Source organism: Vibrio sp. Sgm 5, from assembly GCF_026241575.1.
Lineage (GTDB): Bacteria > Pseudomonadota > Gammaproteobacteria > Enterobacterales > Vibrionaceae > Vibrio > Vibrio jasicida.
The window spans coordinates 83,366-99,759 of record NZ_JAPHPY010000008.1 but is presented as its reverse complement, the minus strand read 5'-3'; the positions used below and the strand labels follow the sequence as shown (position 1 = coordinate 99,759).

Genomic DNA, 16,394 nt, shown 5'->3' with positions numbered 1-16,394 from the left:
CGCTGAGTGGCCCTCAATGAAGACCTAAAATGTTACCTTTGGAATCGAAGTGATGACAGCGACGCCTAAGTGATTTTCTAAAGCCTTACGTGAACGGATAGAGTTGTCAGCCAGCTCGATAAGAGTTGCGATGCCAATTCCTAATCCCGTACCGCCAATGAGCCCCAGAAGGACGAAAACAATACTGGGTAGATTAGAAGGGAGGGTTGGCGTGTAGGGTTCATCAATGATTTTTACCCGTTTGTTTTCTTCGAACACACCGAGAGAACCCGTCAATTGAGCCATCTCATAACGCTCAACCAGATCATCGTATAATTCGCGTTTGACTGCGACGTCTCGTGCAAGCCTGTTTATCTCAGTCGCGGTACTACCAAAACGGTTGGCGTTGTTTTCCAGATCTTGAATCATGTTGTAGAGACTATCGGTTTCTTCTTCTAGCGACTCGTATCGACCTCGCATGATTTGCAGTTGATGGAGTTGAGAGACAAGCAAGGGTTGTGCGTCGCCGAGGTTGCTGACCGTTGCCGTACTGGCAATATCCCAAAGCTGATTACTGTTCATTTCCGGTTGTTTAGAATTAATCAGTACCGTACGTTCTTGCTCAAGTCGATTGAGTTCTCGGACTTTACCTTGGACCAGACTGTGTGCTTCGGTGTATTTAGCACGAAGCAGCGTCAACTCACTTCGTATTTCTATGATCTGTTCTTCAATCTTGCCGATAACTGGGTTTGTTTTAGAAAGTTGTTGGTCCAAACTACCCAAGCTGCGTTTTACCCCGGCTAGCTCTGCTTCCTTCTCTGCCAAGGATTGCTTGAGACTGGCGAGTCGAGACAAACTTTGCGCCTGCATCTCGGGTGTTGCGTGGGCGTAAGTATTTTTGTACTCAGCAAATGCTTGTTCTGCTGCATCAAGCTCTGTGCGCCTCTTATCGATATGAATCGTCAGGAAATGACTGGAATCTTTAATAGAGGAGCGCTCTGGTGCAAGCAATTGTTCGACAAAATGATTACTGACCGACGTGAGCATCGCTTCCATGCCATCTGGTGTCTTGTTGGTAAGTTCGATTTGAATGAAGTCTTTACCCAACTGTTTGACGGAGAGTCGACTGGCGAGATCTTTAATAATGAACTCTTGTTCTTTTAGATCCATCTCATCGTTTATCAACCCTTGTTCTTGAGCGACGGAGAAGAGCACGTGTCGGCTCTTTAATAATGTACTCAACGCGTTGATACGGTCTTTCAGTTGAGTAGAAACGGCCAGATCTTCAAGAAACGGATTCATTTTGGCGGTTTCCTGTACCAGCATGCTGGTGTGCGCAACGTAACTTGTAGGCAAAAGCTTGCTAACAATAAAACCAAGGACGGGCAGCACTAGCATAGGGACCACGATCAGGTAACGTCGACGCCAGGCCCCGTGAAGCAATACAGATAGGTTTTCTCTTAAATCGCTCATAGTGACCTCATGAGTTGTTCAACTTGAAAGGCTCTCGATGCCCAGCTTTGTTTTTCGATCAAAGCCATAGAACCAATTGGAGGAGGCAGTAAATGATTTAAGCTGGCGCATACATCCTCGGCATCCGCTGCAACATGCAACATCTGTTTGTAAGGCATGAGCGCTGGGAAAGTGGTGCTGATAACAGGTGTGCCGGTTGCTAAATACTCCAAAAGCTTGAGTGGATTACACGCTTTAATCTGAGCATTGTCGACGAAAGGTAACCAACTCGCATCCCAGTGCTGTGAGTAGCTTGGCAACTGTTGATGTGCTCTAGGTCCAAGGTAGTGGACATTAGTTCGTTGTGGGAGCGGGTTGTGGGGCAGTTCGTTTGGCCCAATAAAAACGAGATCCCAATCGGGTGCTTGAACCGCCACTTGTTCAATCAATGCATAGTCTAACCATTCGGATAAACTGCCGTAAAAACCGAGTATTTTTCTGCCATTATCTGGCAAGTCTTTAGCTTTGACTGCGGGAGTTGAGAATAAGGTGAAATCCACGCCGTGAGGGAGGGTGACAGTTTTGTCTTGTGGGAATTCAGCCGCCAGTTTTTCACTCGCGGCCAAAATGAGGTCGCAGCAATCAATCAAATCCTCTTCGTGTTCCAAGACCGTTTGATGATCGACGCCGGCGAGTGCACCAAAATCGTCGCCACAATAATAAACGATGCCAGAGTTATCCATACTCTTACACACATCAACGGCAGTCGGCAGAGACGTCCAGAGTACCGGCTTTTCAAAGCCAAGCTCTTTTAGCTTTCGCTTAAGTTGATGTTGCATCATGCTCGAAGCCGCCTTCCTTGCCCATTGAGTCCGCGGTGCAGGGATGGTGAGTAGGTTAGCCGTTTGAATGCAGGCGCTCGTGTGGCAGTCTTGATTGAACGTTGTATTGTTCTGTGTATGTGCATCAAAAGAGCGTGTGAGTTTGTTAACGATGCGCTTTACGTCTTTTGTCACCAACCTCGGCTGCCTTAAACCGATGGAATTAACCCACAGGATGCGGTGATTGTCTGTCAGATGTTTAATGATATGTTGAGTGGAAGAAGGCAATCCGCCAAAGTCTTCGCCAAACACTACGATGTCCGTCATCATTTTCTCCTTTGAGCCAACTTTATGATTGTTCTAATAAGTAGACTTATCACATTGCGTGCCAAGGAAATAACTTAATAAAAACAGATGGTTGAACTTAACGAGAGAAAGGGCTATGACGCTTTCGCATTTTGACAATCAGATTGAACGATACGATGTATCACAATAGTCAGCGCGGCTAGGATGTATATTGGCCAAGTAAACCCTTGAGTTAAAAAAGTACCGGAAACAATCGTACCGATAAGCCCCCCCAAGACGGCGTTTGCTCCAATAGACAACGTATGGTCACTAGTAGGGGTGAGCATCTGGATGGTCTCACGAGAAGTTCGAATCAAAGACACAATCAGCGCGATAAACACGAATAAACCAACAAATCCAGTTTCAGCTAACACGCCAAACCACGTGCTGTGTACGGCGTGATTGAGTCCATCCCAATGAGAACTGTAGAAGAAGTAGTTATTGTAGAAGTTGTCTATCCCGATGCCCGTTAATGGGTTTTCTATCGCCATTTTTATTGCGGCTTCCCAAGCATAAATCCGTCCCATTGCGGACTCGTCTATCCCTTCTTCCCCGGCACCGCCAGACGAGCGGCCAGAAATCCCTGCAACGGCATAAAGAACGAGCGCCCCAACCAACCCAAGAGAGATAACTAACGCTTTGCTTTTGATGTGTTTAAACGCGAAGTACGCAAAGACAGAAAGCGCGCCAAGTAGGCCTCCTCGGCTTTGTGTTTCTAATATCGCGAAGAACAACACGACACAGGTGATCAATGCAAACAAGCGAAGAACAAAGCTGGCTCTTTTCTCTAGCAATTGGCTAACAGTAAATGCAAGTGGGAACATCAGTACTAAAGATAAATCATTTGGATCACCAAGTACCGAACCTAAGTCGCGGCTGATGGTCACGCGTGAGCCTTCGACCAATCCTATACCATTACTCGCGTTAGACAGGGCGGTTAAGCCAACCAATAGTCCTGCTAGCATGATGGCTTTCGACATTTGAGCAACTTGTTTTGGTGTGGTGATGAGCCAAGTTATCGCTAGCGTCATTACGATGATCTTCCAATAAACACTGTTGAATTCATCAATCGCAACAGAGCGGTTTGAAGCGAATGCTACGCCTAATGTCACCAGAACCCAAAAAATGGATAACCATTTCAAGCAAGGGTGCCAAAACGCAATAATTTGACGGCTAATCAATAAATGAAATGACAAGGCCATAAGAGCCCCAAGCGAAAGCAGCAAAGGAATTTTGAAGTTGTAAATCACCGGAAAGGTTTCGTGAATCCGAAAGAAAGAAAAAATCACAAACAGAGTCACGAACCAGAAGGTTTGGTTGAGAACAAACAAGATAGCCAATGGCGCAAAACAAAGTACGAGAATCAGAATTGGATTTGGCATCACTAACCATAATAGCGCGATACACGTCGTGAGCGCGATCGCGATGATGGACTGCTTCATTCTCAATTCAGCGCTGATCATAGCGGTGTTCTCTTCATTTGGCCGCGCCACTTGAGCCAAAAGTGGTGCACGTTACTTTTGGTTTGCGCATCAAAGTAACGAAACGCTATGGTCGCGATGAGCACGCAACTTGTGAAACATACGAGCATGATAAGTGGGGCAGAACCGGCTGAATGAATCAAGAATAACGACGCGCCAGCAAGGATATGTAGTATTACCATTAAGCTCAGGTGGAAAGGGAGCTTCATGCATTGTTGACCAATGCTAAAGGTCAACGCCAGTCGACAAAGCTGAGCATAATAAAGAGCGATAAACACACCGAAGATCCCTAGTGCTGATAAGCTGAACAACATCGCAAGACCAATTGCGGCCGGTATTGCATTAATGCCCATTAACCAGTGGGTCTTCCTTTTGTATAGGATGCTAATACATAGTAAGTCGCTCCATTCTTTAAGTAAGGCTATTGGTAAAAGAAACAGAACATAAAGTGACGCTTCTCGATACGCCACAGGCAAGAAATTGTTGATGATGATTACGGCTAATGAGCCTACGACTACGACTAGAAATGTCAGATAAATCATACCTAGGTGGGTGATTCGCGTCGCTTCGTTGGCGCCCTTTTTCTCTAAAATCGAGAATCGTCTTGGTGACCACCACATGGCAAAAGGTTGTGCCAAAAAACACATACCAATTGCGAATTTAAATGCGATTGTGTACACCCCTAGCGTTGCTAACGATGCATTTGCCCCAATAAACCAACGTTCTGCACCATTTAAACAAAACATGATTAAGCCCGAGCACATAATGGGATAGCAGTATTTAAAGAATTGTTTTGTCGAGATAAAACTCGGAAGAACCAACTGATAGCGATTGATGAAGTGTAACCAAATTAATTGTGCCGCAGCAGCGAGTAGCCCACCAAGTAAAACGGACAGCACCGTTTGGCTAAATTGAAGCGCGATGATAATGAACGCCGCTTGAAGTGCCGTGGTCGTCACCATCACATACAACAAGGTTTTCGCCTTGTCGTCTTGTAGTCTTAGCCACGCTGTCCCTATCGCAATCGTTCCCTCGAAAGCAATGGCAACTAAGGCAACCATCCATTCTGTCTTAGTAAAAGGTTCTGGTACGGGCATAATAATGATGATCGTAGCCAAGACCAAAGCGATAGGAACAGAGATAAGCAATGAAAGAGAGTAAATTTGGTCTAGCAGTGACTTCCTTTTTTGCGGGTCGTCTTCCACGCCAGCGAAGCGATTTAGGGCTTCATGCAACGCTAGGCTAATGATTAAAGCAATCACAATACCAACAGACGCGATGATTTCCATTTTACCGATTTGTTCCGGTGTCAAATATTGCGGAAGTATTGGTAGCATGATTAAGCTAATGCTCTTGTTGATCACCAGTGCAATGGCAAAGAGTGACATGTTGGTCATTGCTCTAGACATGGTCATATCCTTTGACGTTGTTGCGCTTTTTCGCGCTGGATTCATTTTGTTGTTCTGGGCCTGAGCACAAATGCTGAGTGATTGGGAAGTAACAACGTTCAGCCGTATAAAGTTGAGCGACATTGAGTGCTTCGATTCCCATCGTTACCTTCAACCATGGAGACTCATTGAGTAAGCGAATCGCGTTGTGCAGCGAGGCCGCGTCGTTGGGTGTGTATTTGATGCAATTTTTTCCGTCAGTAAGAATTCGATCCCAGTAACTGTCATCATGTGGAATTACCACACACATTCCTGCGGCTAATGATTCCAAAATTGCAAGACCAAACGGCTCATTCTCTGCTGTTGCAACAAACACACCACATTGTGCTCTTAGGTCATCAAGGTTTGCTGGTGACTCGTACCAATCGACGCCTTTTGCAGTTAAATCAGGGGTTAAGCATTCATCATCAATTAGGTTGGGTTGGATATAACACACGGTTGCATTGAAGTTTGTGCCGTTTTCCAATTGGATGGCGTCTAAGAGCAAGTCGACGTTTTTGCGTTTTAGGAGAGTCGCTGCCCAAAACACGCGAGAGGACATCGGATTCGCTTGCTTTGGCCAACGCTCTGAAGAGAGACCGTTAACGAATGATGAGGTATTTAGGTCTGCCCAGTAACGTTTAACTGCAGCAATAGGTTGGTTGAGATACGCTTGCAATGCGTGGATTATGGACTCGCGACAACTTGCCAAGTAATAGATACTGGTTGCTTTTGTGGCGCAATAACCTGCAGATCGTGATTTACCTACCGATTGGCTGATGATTTGAACGATTGGTTTGCGATTCAATAAGCGCAATAGATACAAAGGCATATCGTTGTTGGGATTAGAAAGGCCGAGTAGCCAATCAATTTTGGGTAATCTGCACAAGATGAACAACAATTGGAAAAGGTAAAACCCATTCATTAACCAATAAGCCAGGCCATGCTGAGAAATAATCGGCGAGCGACGAACTTTAACGACTTGAATACGTTCGTCATCTTTCAGCAACCGATTCCAGTGCTCTGGGTGAGTCGTTGCGACATAACCGACTACATCTCGCTGATCGCACTGTTTTAAGAGTTCAGCATTTGCTGTTTTTGAACCGCTTTGCAACGGGATAGTGTCCAACATTAGTACGTATTTCATGACCCTATCCTCAATTGTGTTTTAGCCAACGAGGCATAGGTTTAAGACTGTGCGTGGGTGGTATAGAAGCCGTAGGCTCATGTGCCAGCTCTGCATGATAAATTGACTCTATCGCGTTCACCGAAGCCGAAACGGTAAGGTGTTGCGTCGCGTAGTGATAAGCATTGTGAGCAATTTGATTTCGCAGCGGAGCATCATTTAGCATGCGCTGCACAGAATTGAGCAGACCGGCCATCCCATGATTGGAATACAGAAGAGCACTGTGATTGTGTTCGACTAATTCAGGGATAACACCGATTTTTGGGGCCACGATAGGCAATTTTGCTAACGCAGCTTTCCCAATCACCAGACCGTAGTCTTCTTCGTAAGCACCACTGATAAAGGCGTCGACGTTGCCTGTCATCCATGCGTCTTTGTTATGTTGTTCCCCGACAAAATGCACACGGTCTTCAACACCAAGATCCGCTGTGAGTTGTTGTAAGGGGGCTTTTTCTTCCCCGTCTCCAACAATCACAAGGTGCGGATTATTCTGGTGATAGTTGTGCATGTGAATCGCGCGAATCAGGCGGTCAAAACCTTTACTTTTAATCAGAGCACCGACGGATAGGAAGGTGAAAGCGTTTTTTGGGATACCGAGGTAGTCCTTCACATCAACCGATGGTTCATTTCGGTTTAACGAAACGCCATTGTGAATCACGTGTAAGTTCTCTTTTGGGTAGCCGTCGCGGGCCAGCTCTTGGCTTATTCCCTTACTGACACAGATCAGCTTTGGCGACATGTGCAAGTCAAGTGAAAACCGATCACGGATGGGATAATGGCAATGCAGCTGCGTAACCAAAGGTATGTGGTTCATTCGTGTCGCCAGACACATCCACTGACAGGTCGCACCACTGTTCACATGCACAAGATCGATAGTGTGCTTTTCTATGAGTTCAGAGCCTTGCTTGATAAGGCGATTCCATGCGCTGATGTCCCAGCGGGGCGTACTCCAGCCTCCGACTAACTTGAAGGGAGAATATTGAGTTTCAATCCCCATCTCTCGGCATTTTTCAATTAAAGGCTCACAGTTCGTCCAGACATAAGGCAAGAACTGCTCACGATCAATGCGCGACAAAAGATCAAGTAATACAACTTCGTTGTGGCGAAGCCAGTTGTCGCCATAATGAACATATAGAATGCGTTTTGGAGTAGCCATCGTCGTCACCTCGGTTTGCCCTTTTGTTTACTGGGATACTGCAACCGAGATGCCAAACCTTATCATTTGTTTAAGTTACTGATTTAATGGAGTAAAGATATTTAAGAGTAGGTAGGGGGAAGAAAGTTTTTCATTATGAGAATGCATATGCATCAAGTTTGATTTTCAATTTGATAGCGTTCAATCAAAATAGGAATGATACTTTGTGAAGAATACTGCTCCGAGATGGTCTTAATGGCCTTTTTGCGAATAAGCGATTGGGTATAGGTGCTCATGGTTATCCAATGGTTGAGCTTGTCTATCAAATTGAGAATATCTGGCGCAATAAATCCATTACTGCCATCTTCAATAAGATCAGATAATCGGCCGACATTTAGGCTGAATACCACAATTCCTCTCGACATCGCTTCTAATGCCGCCATTGGGAGGCCTTCATAGCGAGAAGAGATAATCAATACGCCAATATTGTTCCATACCACGTTCATGTTGTGTTGATGCCCATGAAACACAACATTACCGGGCGCTTGTTGGGCGAGGTCTTTTCCTTCAGGACCGTCGCCGTAAATAGAAAACTGACGATCAGGAAAATGCCTCGCGATGTCGATAAAGCGATCCGCGCCTTTTTCATGGCTCAATCGACCAACGAATGCGATTTCTTTGTAGCTGCTGTTTTGTGCAGGAAGTGAAACAAAGTTGTTCAATAGCTCGGTTTTTATCGGCAGTTTATTTTGAATACTTTGGCTAACCGCAAAACAATGATCGGACAAACGACCGCTATAACGATCAAGCCAATCGTAAAACCACACTTTTCCCGTTGGTGTTTCTCCGGCATGGTAGGTAGAAATAAGACGAGGGAAGGTTCGTGTAAACAGTTCGGCGCTGCGCGCAAGTAAGCTCGCTTTGTAGCCGTGAGTGTGGATAACGCTTGGTTGATGCTCTGCAACCGCAATGGTAAGTCGTTTTACCGCAATGACAGAATGTGTGTCATTATTCTTGGGGCAAAGTTGGTGTAAGTAGCTTACGGGAACATCGGAATCGGCCAACCTAGAAACAAGCGATGCTGGTGGGTTGTACTCAACCACCAATACCACTCTAACGTGGACATGAAATGCTTGTAATCCTTTGGCAAGCTCAAGGACGTGACTTTCTATGCCACCAAAAATGCAGCTGTCGAGTAAAATCCAAACCTCGCCAGCGACAGGTATCTCACGATTGTTCGAGATTAGCCTCATCCGCTTCCCACGCTTGTTTTTTACGATAAACAGTAGATGGACTCAGCTCTAACATTACCGCGGCGTTGAGTACGTTGCCATCGCAGTAGGCTATCGCATTTTGAATTGCTTCCCGTTCCACCTTCCACATCGGTCGAATGGTGCCGTCCGTATTAAAGTACGGTGACGCGACTTGTGCAGAAGCACTCATTGGTATCGGTTCGGGTCTGGTTACCGGTTCTTGAGGCAGCATATCGGTAGCGATATGTTCAACGGGCTGTATTGGAGAAGGCTTAGCGACGGTGGTCGGTGCGGGTTCTACGGGCTGCGTAATTACACGTGCTTTTGATGGCTTGCGAGTTAGCTGCGCGGGTAGATGCGCGACGGTGACTTTGTCTTCATTGTTTAACACCACGATGTTACGGATGATGTTTTGCAATTGACGAACATTCCCCGGCCAGTCGTAATGTTTGATCACGTACTGTGCTTCATTATCGATATTGTTGAACTTCTTTTTGTCCTGCTTGGAGTAGGTGGTCAGAAAATGCTTAGCAAGAGTGACAATGTCACTACCTCGCTCTCTGAGTGGCGGCATATCAATAGGTACAACATGGACGCGATAGTATAAATCTTCGCGGAAGCGGCCTTCTTCGACTTCCGTAAGTGGGTCGCGGTTTGTCGCACAGATGATGCGAACATCCACTTTCATTTCTTTGGTCGCGCCAAGTGGCGTGTAAGTGCCTGTTTGTAGAAAACGGAGCAGCTTTTTCTGCATTTCCAATTCCATCTCACACAGTTCATCTAAGAAGAGGGTTCCACCATGAGCAACGGTTGCTGCACCTTTCCTATCTGTTGTCGCACCAGTAAATGCGCCTTTAACGTGACCAAAAATTTCGCTTTCCATTAAATCTCGTGGAATCGCACCACAGTTGATGGCAATAAAGGGTTTATCACGACGATCACTTTGACGATGGATTGCTTCGGCACAGACTTCTTTACCAGTACCACTCTCACCAACGATAAATACACTAGCAGAGGTTGGAGCGACAGCATCAATGGTTTTGTAGACGGCTTGCATTGGCAAACTAGAACCGATGAATCCATGGTAATTGTGTCGGTCGAAGGTAGATTGAATGTTTTCTACTAAGTTTTCTAACTTGGCACGTTTAAGGTGAAGTGCAACAGAGGTCTTGAGTCGGTCTGCGTTGATGGGCTTTTCAAGAAAGTCTTCCGCACCTTTTTGAATTAAACCTACCGCAATGTCTACGCTGCCATGTGCGGTTGCGATGATGACTGAGGTTGGAATTTCATTCTCATTGATCCAATCAAGAACGTCTTCCCCGGACATATCGGGTAATTTTAAATCGAGAATGATGAGTTGCGGTTTACTTCTCTCGATGAATTGGATGGCCTCACGCCCAGTTTCTACGTGAAAGATGTCGTAAGGTTCGTCCTTGACATACTGTTTGTATAGTATGGCTAGTGAGGTAGAGTCCTCTACCAATAACACCCTTGGTCTCATAGTCCTTTCCCAACTTTTATTCGTTTTCCGTTTAAACCTTTAATCAGTACTGACACTGTATTGGTTCTAACGTTGCTTTGTCAGCTTGTGAGTCAGTTCGCGAGAATGAATAGTTGTCGTACTCTCAAGCAGATAGCTTCTTTTCTATTCTCATTTTGAGAATCGTTATATTTAAGTATTAGCACAGGTTGGGAGTCTTGCAGAAAATTCTTTATTTTTTAGCTAATTAAATAAATCAATATATACCCAAGCGTGTTGAAGTTACCTAGGTATAGACCTTAATCCTCAAATCCTTGCTCCTTTCTCTGATTCAAGGCAATAAAGGAATTTTCGGCGAGTTGCGGCAATGATTGGCATAGGAGGAGGGCTTGTTGAGTTTCCCCTTCCATACAGTGTTTCTCTATAGTTCTCGCATGTCGAGAAAGGGTACGATTCCCCAGGGCAAGTGCGGAGCTGCCTAGAGTGTGCACCTCAAACTCTAGGGTGTTGATATTGCAGGTTTCTAATGCTTGTTTGATCTTTTCGACCCGTTCGCGAGACTCCTCGATGTAGTGCTCAATGAGTGTGGGCATTATCTCAGCGCACGTATCTTTGATCATTTGTTGAAGAATCAATTCATCGACCAATTCAGGCTCTACGGCCAAATCTGTGTGATTGTTCATTGGATACGCTCCCTATAAGGTAAATAATTCGCTGTCTTTAATCTGTTGCGATATTTTTGCTTTTAACTTGTCTGGCAAAAAGCGCAGCTTTTTTACCTGATGAATCAATTCGTCTTTTAAGCCTGCATTGTGCTTCATGTTTAATACCGCCCCAAGTAGGTTGGCGTTACTGTTCTCTAATAGTTTTTTGGCTTGGTTAATTTGTGTAGTTGTGGTCGAACCGTAACTGGCGACTAATATGCTCGCATCACAGACGCCTGCAACCACTTGAGCGGGGATGTTATTACGATTTAAGCTCAATAATGGTGAGGTGTCGATGACGACACGATCATATTGGTCCAACCAAGTCTCAATGACTTTTTTAAGCATGGTTGGATCGCGATAAGCGAGTTGCGTGCTGGCCATCGATGGGGCCGTTAAGCCGACTAAGGTCTGATGATCTTCTTCTCTTGCGATGAGCTGTCCGATACCGTCTTGCTCAGGAAATTGATGCACCGTATTGTATGCAGGCTTGAACAAGTTCAAATCCACGTAAAGCGTGTTATGCCCTGCAAGAATCAAACGCTCGGCCAAAGCGGAAGCCACGGATGTCACGCCGTCTTCGGATTGACAAGCGACGATACATAGGGAGCGATGGCCTTTTAATTCGGCCTGTAAGTAGATTTGTTCGATTTCAGCATGAGTCGCAGGAATAGTCATTACAGCGCTCCTATTAACACAATGGTGGTCGTGATTTGCAAAAGGTCACGTAAGCCAGCCCGTGCTTTCTCTGCAAAACTCTCATCTTTGTGTGGAATATAGATAGTGTCGCCCGCGCGGATAACCGGAAGGTCATAAATGTTAGCGGTTTTACTAAACTCGGTTAGGTCGAATGTACGAGCTTGGCCTTGGCAACAAGACATGTTGACCACGCTAATTTTTTCTACGTAAGCGTTATCACTTGGTCCTCCGGCTTCTGCCAATAGGTCAAGGATTGTCATATTGTCATTAAATACGTAACGACCTGGGTCTCTCACTTCGCCCAACACTCGTACGGTCGATTCTTTTGAGCGGTCAAGCCAGTTCTTATTCTTCTCAGGGATGTAGATGGTGTCGCCCGGGCGAACATCCGGCAAGATGTTTTCATCACCGGTTTCAAAATACATCGATAGGTTTAATTTGCTGACTTTAGCGTAACCAAGACCACGGTGCGTTACTCGAATATTATGAATATCGGCATCTTTCGTTGGGCCGTCAGCCGCAGAAAGAATGTCGAGAAAGTGCATCTCGTTGGTAAAACGGTAGCGGCCTGGAGAGTTGATTTGTCCAAAAACATAAATAGACGCATCTGAACTTTGGCTAACCCATTGTGATTTGTTGTCTGTTGGATCATCTGGCAGGGCATGAATTCGAACCACGGTTCCTGCAGATACGCTCGGTAACTTAGAGGTTGGTGAACCTTGTAGGATGTACTTGTCCAAATCAAACTGAGTCATCTTACCGTTATTCGCCACTTCTATTTTGCTGGTGTCTGCGCGGCGAGTTGGGCCGCCAACGTGGGCGAGTAGGTCAATCAAATCCATTTCATTGGACCATTCGATTCGACCTGGACGAACCACTTCCCCCATCACTGCGACAGCTCGGCTTGGTGCGACTTTCAACCATGATTTTTCATTCATATCGGTTTTCTCAGGTACGAAAATAGCGTCTCCTGAGGATATTGCAGGCGGTCTCGCAGAAGTGAGCCCCTCTGTGTGTGCCGTAAGGTCGAATTTGATCACTTGTCCGTTCGCTTTAATCACACGAATTTGGCGGGATTCAGCAAAACGAGTAGGGCCGCCAGCGTTGGCGAGAATGTCCATAAAGCTCGCGCCTTTTTTGCCTTCAAATGCTCCAGGGTTTGCGACTTCACCCATAACATAAACAACATTGGCACCCGCTTTTATCTCTTCCTCTTGCTTAGGCACAAAGATGGTTGCCCCTGGTAAGATGTCTGGTAGTAAGTTGGAATCACCTGAGTCTAGGTAGCGCTTTAGGTTAAAAATCACTGGTGTATTGTTGGTGATCACACGAATTTGTTCCACACCCGCGAAGCGCGTAACACCACCCGCTCGCATCACAACGTCGACAAGTGTTGTGTTTGGCTTGTATGTGAATGAGCCGGGGGCGTTCACCTCACCAAACACTTTGATAGCTTTCGTTTCATCTGCACTGTCGCCAGAGTTGGCCAGTTTAGCAGCATCAAATTCTTGCTCTATGTTACCAACGAGAGGAGAGGCAGGGACGAAGAGAACATCCAGAGATTCAAGCGTCGGCAGTTGGGCGTCATCACCAGTATCAAGGAAGCGTTTGTAATCGAATTCGATGTTTTTGTTACCGCGCTTGACGATGATTTTATCCAGCTGCGCACCAGCACGGAGTCCACCGGCTTCGTATAGGAACATTTGAATGTTGGAGCCAGCTTGTAAAGTGTATTCTCCGGGTTTTACCACATAGCCTTGAACGGATATGAGTAATTGCTGCTGCTTGATGAAAACGCGCGCGTTGTTCACGTCTCGATAAACGGATTTCAGGTTATCGATAATCACATCTTGAAGTTGCTTTTCATTATACCCAGCTACAAATACAGGTCCGATTTCCGGTAGGCTGATGCGACCTCGTTTATCGACTTGGAAGCCTTTGTTTAGTGAGGCTTCTCCTGGAAGGTTGATTTGGACTAAATCACCGACTTTAACGACATCGTCTTCCGCAGCCCAACTCGCATTTATGTTGATCATGCAAAGTAACAAAAGGGCGACAATCGATTTGAGGATGCTCATAGCGTGTCTCCCATTTCTGTTGTGCTGTCAGAATTTGAGTTGAGTACTTCAATGCTTACTCGGCGGTTGGTCAAGCGAACCGCTGGTGTTTGTCCTTCGTAGAGTGGGAGCTGTTCACCCACGGATTTTGTTTGCACGCGATCAGAGGTGATACCGAAGACATTGAGGTATCGTTTTACTTGTTCTGCACGTTCTTGTGCGAGCTTTTGGTTGTATTCCGGTTCGCCAGTAACGTCGGCATGACCCGTTACCACCAAGGAGAGAGAAGGGTGCTCTCGTAAAATGTAAGCCGCTTCCGCAAGGTGCCCCATGTACTTTGGGTTGATCTCGGCAGAATCGACGGCGAACTGATTATCGATATTGAGCAGGTCATAGACGTCAGCGACGATGTTCAAGTCGCTGCGCAGAGCTTCAATGTCTTGCGGCGGCGAGCAAGTGGTTTGAGAGAGCACGTAATCAAGTTGTTGTTCCAGTTGGCTCAATCGACGACGCTGAATCACAATATCGTTTGCAGCATCAAGTAGAAGCCCGCCCTCGAGTTCTCTTGCGATTCGATTTTGCTTTTCTAATGCTTGCACTACGGCAGCAGGGAAACACCATCTTGCCCCTTCATCAATTAAAGCATCTAAATGAAGTTTTGTGAGTTGCCAATCGAAGCGAAGCCCATGCTCTGGGCCAAGAGGCTCATCAGGCATAACCGGTGAAAACTGATAATTCTCGATAGAAATATCTTGGTAACTTTCCACCATGCCGCCCTGACCATGATCGGGGTAGCTAAACGCTGAGCAACCAACAACGCCGACAACGAGACCGCTCATTACACTTTGTCGTATTAGATTCACCATGCTAACCTCCGTATTAACCGGTGTTTTTAGTGGCCTTTTGAATTGACGGGAATCGCATGATTGATACGTAACAGGCTCATTATCTCTAACGGTTGTCCCGATACGTTTTCGATTATCATACTGCGTTCACGTTCAACTAGGCGCTTATATAAATAAACAATGGCACCAATCCCTGAGGAATCAAGAAATTGGACGTGTTTGAGGTTGATTTCGACTTCCTTGTGATCATCGCTGTGAATTACCTCATCAATATGATGCTGAGCTTGACGACAGCCTTTTGCGTCTAAATCACCAAAAAATTCGATGGTCAATGTGTTTTGGTCGGTTTCCAATTTTCGCAGTTCCATAGTGCATTCTCCGTTAACAAACTGTCTGCTTGGTATAGAGCACGGAACATGCCAAGAATAAAAGTTCATAAAAACATACAGTTACTTATGTAAGTTCTTGGTTTTTATATTGAGAATTAAGGCGATTTCATTTTGAGAATCAAAAACGCATACAGGTCGAAGAATTTATAAATGCTATTTCGATCTGAACTTTATGTGCTTGTTTGCATTTGCTTGCTTATGAGTGTTGCTGTAGATCGTAGAATGCAAAATGTTGAGTAGGTGAATTGATCGACTTACGGTTCAATGGAGATGCTTTTTTGTACAAGGTCCCCACATGCCATTAAGAATGACATTGATTGCCCTCGCTGTAATTGCTTCTGCTCAGCCACAAGCTGATCCTAATTTACTTCCACCTGTCTCTTTAGCTGAATCATACCAAGATGGTATCGATGTCTCTCAGTATTGGTATAGCGAGAAACTGGATGGGATTCGAGCGTATTGGACCGGTCAACATCTCGTTACACGCAACGGCAACCGCATTTACGCGCCAGAGTGGTTTACCAAGGTATTGCCAGATTACCCTTTGGATGGCGAGTTATGGGCTGGTCGAGGAAATTTCCATCTTGTTCAACAAACGGTATTGGATAAAACGCCAGTAGAAGGCGCATGGCGACGAATCGATTTTATGGTTTTCGATATGCCGTATTCTGCGGGTGATTATCAAAAGCGCTACTACAACATTCAAGATCTGGTGTTTACGATTGACGCCCCTCATATTAAATACGTTGAGCATCGTGCAATTCAAGATGAGAAACATTTGTTCACGCAATTGGACCGAATTTCGCAATCTGACGGCGAAGGTGTGATGTTGCGAAAGGTATCAAGCCGTTATCAGGCAGGAAGAGGCAGTGATTTACTCAAACTTAAGCGTTATGAAGATGCAGAGGCCTTAGTATTGGGCTACAAACCGGGAACTGGTCGTTTATTGGGTATGATGGGCGCCTTGTTGGTTAGGTTGGCAGACGGCACCGAGTTTTACATTGGTAGCGGCTTTACCGATGACGTTCGAAAATCTCCTCCTCGAATAGGGTCTACCATTACGTTTCGCTACAACGGTTTTACCCACAATGGGAAACCGAGATTTGCCCGATTTTTAAGAGAGCGGGCTTCACAATAAATC

Annotated in this window: 14 protein-coding genes; 1 reads left to right on the top strand and 13 read right to left on the bottom strand. The window is 45.6% G+C overall.

Annotation, left to right across the window (positions count from 1 at the left end; all coding sequences use genetic code 11):
* Window positions 1-24: 24 nt before the first annotated feature.
* From OQJ86_RS06855 to OQJ86_RS06795, 13 genes are all read right to left on the bottom strand, one after another.
* Entirely contained in the window at window positions 25-1,452 is a 1,428-nt protein-coding gene (locus OQJ86_RS06855; RefSeq protein WP_265987282.1) for a GumC family protein, read from the bottom strand.
* A complete protein-coding gene (locus OQJ86_RS06850) occupies window positions 1,449-2,579 on the bottom strand; it encodes a glycosyltransferase (protein WP_265987281.1) in 1,131 nt (376 codons plus the stop codon). Before OQJ86_RS06850 ends, OQJ86_RS06855 begins: the two co-directional genes overlap by 4 nt.
* 113 nt (window positions 2,580-2,692) lie before the next feature.
* Entirely contained in the window at window positions 2,693-4,060 is a 1,368-nt protein-coding gene (locus tag OQJ86_RS06845) for an O-antigen ligase family protein (protein ID WP_265987280.1), read from the bottom strand.
* On the bottom strand, window positions 4,057-5,487 hold the full coding sequence (locus OQJ86_RS06840) for a lipopolysaccharide biosynthesis protein (protein WP_265987279.1): 1,431 nt from the start codon (window positions 5,485-5,487) through the stop codon (window positions 4,057-4,059). Before OQJ86_RS06840 ends, OQJ86_RS06845 begins: the two co-directional genes overlap by 4 nt.
* On the bottom strand, window positions 5,480-6,652 hold the full coding sequence (locus OQJ86_RS06835) for a glycosyltransferase family 4 protein (protein WP_265987278.1): 1,173 nt from the start codon (window positions 6,650-6,652) through the stop codon (window positions 5,480-5,482). Before OQJ86_RS06835 ends, OQJ86_RS06840 begins: the two co-directional genes overlap by 8 nt.
* 10 nt (window positions 6,653-6,662) lie before the next feature.
* On the bottom strand, window positions 6,663-7,847 hold the full coding sequence (locus OQJ86_RS06830) for a glycosyltransferase (protein WP_265987277.1): 1,185 nt from the start codon (window positions 7,845-7,847) through the stop codon (window positions 6,663-6,665).
* A gap of 152 nt (window positions 7,848-7,999) precedes the next feature.
* Window positions 8,000-9,079 (bottom strand): glycosyltransferase family 4 protein, encoded by a 1,080-nt coding sequence (locus OQJ86_RS06825; protein WP_265987276.1) that lies wholly within the window; start codon window positions 9,077-9,079, stop codon window positions 8,000-8,002.
* The gene (locus OQJ86_RS06820; RefSeq protein WP_038872671.1) at window positions 9,054-10,580 is read right to left on the bottom strand and encodes a sigma-54-dependent transcriptional regulator; all 1,527 of its coding nucleotides are present in this window, start codon (window positions 10,578-10,580) and stop codon (window positions 9,054-9,056) included. Before OQJ86_RS06820 ends, OQJ86_RS06825 begins: the two co-directional genes overlap by 26 nt.
* 278 nt (window positions 10,581-10,858) lie before the next feature.
* Window positions 10,859-11,242 (bottom strand): Hpt domain-containing protein, encoded by a 384-nt coding sequence (locus OQJ86_RS06815; protein ID WP_265987275.1) that lies wholly within the window; start codon window positions 11,240-11,242, stop codon window positions 10,859-10,861.
* A 12-nt stretch (window positions 11,243-11,254) separates the two neighbouring features.
* Entirely contained in the window at window positions 11,255-11,941 is a 687-nt protein-coding gene (locus tag OQJ86_RS06810) for a CpsD/CapB family tyrosine-protein kinase (protein ID WP_265987274.1), read from the bottom strand.
* On the bottom strand, window positions 11,941-14,040 hold the full coding sequence (locus tag OQJ86_RS06805) for an SLBB domain-containing protein (RefSeq protein WP_265987273.1): 2,100 nt from the start codon (window positions 14,038-14,040) through the stop codon (window positions 11,941-11,943). The genes OQJ86_RS06810 and OQJ86_RS06805 overlap by 1 nt, the downstream gene beginning before the upstream one ends.
* The gene (locus tag OQJ86_RS06800) at window positions 14,037-14,885 is read right to left on the bottom strand and encodes an OmpA family protein (RefSeq protein WP_265987272.1); all 849 of its coding nucleotides are present in this window, start codon (window positions 14,883-14,885) and stop codon (window positions 14,037-14,039) included. Before OQJ86_RS06800 ends, OQJ86_RS06805 begins: the two co-directional genes overlap by 4 nt.
* Window positions 14,886-14,911: 26 nt before the next feature.
* A complete protein-coding gene (locus tag OQJ86_RS06795; RefSeq protein WP_038872685.1) occupies window positions 14,912-15,232 on the bottom strand; it encodes an STAS domain-containing protein in 321 nt (106 codons plus the stop codon).
* 316 nt (window positions 15,233-15,548) lie between these two features.
* Here OQJ86_RS06795 and OQJ86_RS06790 point away from each other — a divergent pair, with 316 nt between their 5' ends.
* Window positions 15,549-16,391, top strand: a complete 843-nt coding sequence (locus tag OQJ86_RS06790; RefSeq protein WP_038872688.1) for a DNA ligase — start codon at window positions 15,549-15,551, stop codon at window positions 16,389-16,391.
* The last annotated feature ends 3 nt before the right edge of the window (window positions 16,392-16,394 follow it).

Coding starts and splice junctions, on each gene's coding strand:
- OQJ86_RS06855 (WP_265987282.1), bottom strand. CDS start 1,452: ATGAGCGATTTAAGAGAAAACCTATCTGTATTGCTTCACGGGGCCTGG.
- OQJ86_RS06850 (WP_265987281.1), bottom strand. CDS start 2,579: ATGACGGACATCGTAGTGTTTGGCGAAGACTTTGGCGGATTGCCTTCT.
- OQJ86_RS06845 (WP_265987280.1), bottom strand. CDS start 4,060: ATGATCAGCGCTGAATTGAGAATGAAGCAGTCCATCATCGCGATCGCG.
- OQJ86_RS06840 (WP_265987279.1), bottom strand. CDS start 5,487: ATGTCTAGAGCAATGACCAACATGTCACTCTTTGCCATTGCACTGGTG.
- OQJ86_RS06835 (WP_265987278.1), bottom strand. CDS start 6,652: ATGAAATACGTACTAATGTTGGACACTATCCCGTTGCAAAGCGGTTCA.
- OQJ86_RS06830 (WP_265987277.1), bottom strand. CDS start 7,847: ATGGCTACTCCAAAACGCATTCTATATGTTCATTATGGCGACAACTGG.
- OQJ86_RS06825 (WP_265987276.1), bottom strand. CDS start 9,079: ATGAGGCTAATCTCGAACAATCGTGAGATACCTGTCGCTGGCGAGGTT.
- OQJ86_RS06820 (WP_038872671.1), bottom strand. CDS start 10,580: ATGAGACCAAGGGTGTTATTGGTAGAGGACTCTACCTCACTAGCCATA.
- OQJ86_RS06815 (WP_265987275.1), bottom strand. CDS start 11,242: ATGAACAATCACACAGATTTGGCCGTAGAGCCTGAATTGGTCGATGAA.
- OQJ86_RS06810 (WP_265987274.1), bottom strand. CDS start 11,941: ATGACTATTCCTGCGACTCATGCTGAAATCGAACAAATCTACTTACAG.
- OQJ86_RS06805 (WP_265987273.1), bottom strand. CDS start 14,040: ATGAGCATCCTCAAATCGATTGTCGCCCTTTTGTTACTTTGCATGATC.
- OQJ86_RS06800 (WP_265987272.1), bottom strand. CDS start 14,885: ATGGTGAATCTAATACGACAAAGTGTAATGAGCGGTCTCGTTGTCGGC.
- OQJ86_RS06795 (WP_038872685.1), bottom strand. CDS start 15,232: ATGGAACTGCGAAAATTGGAAACCGACCAAAACACATTGACCATCGAA.
- OQJ86_RS06790 (WP_038872688.1), top strand. CDS start 15,549: ATGCCATTAAGAATGACATTGATTGCCCTCGCTGTAATTGCTTCTGCT.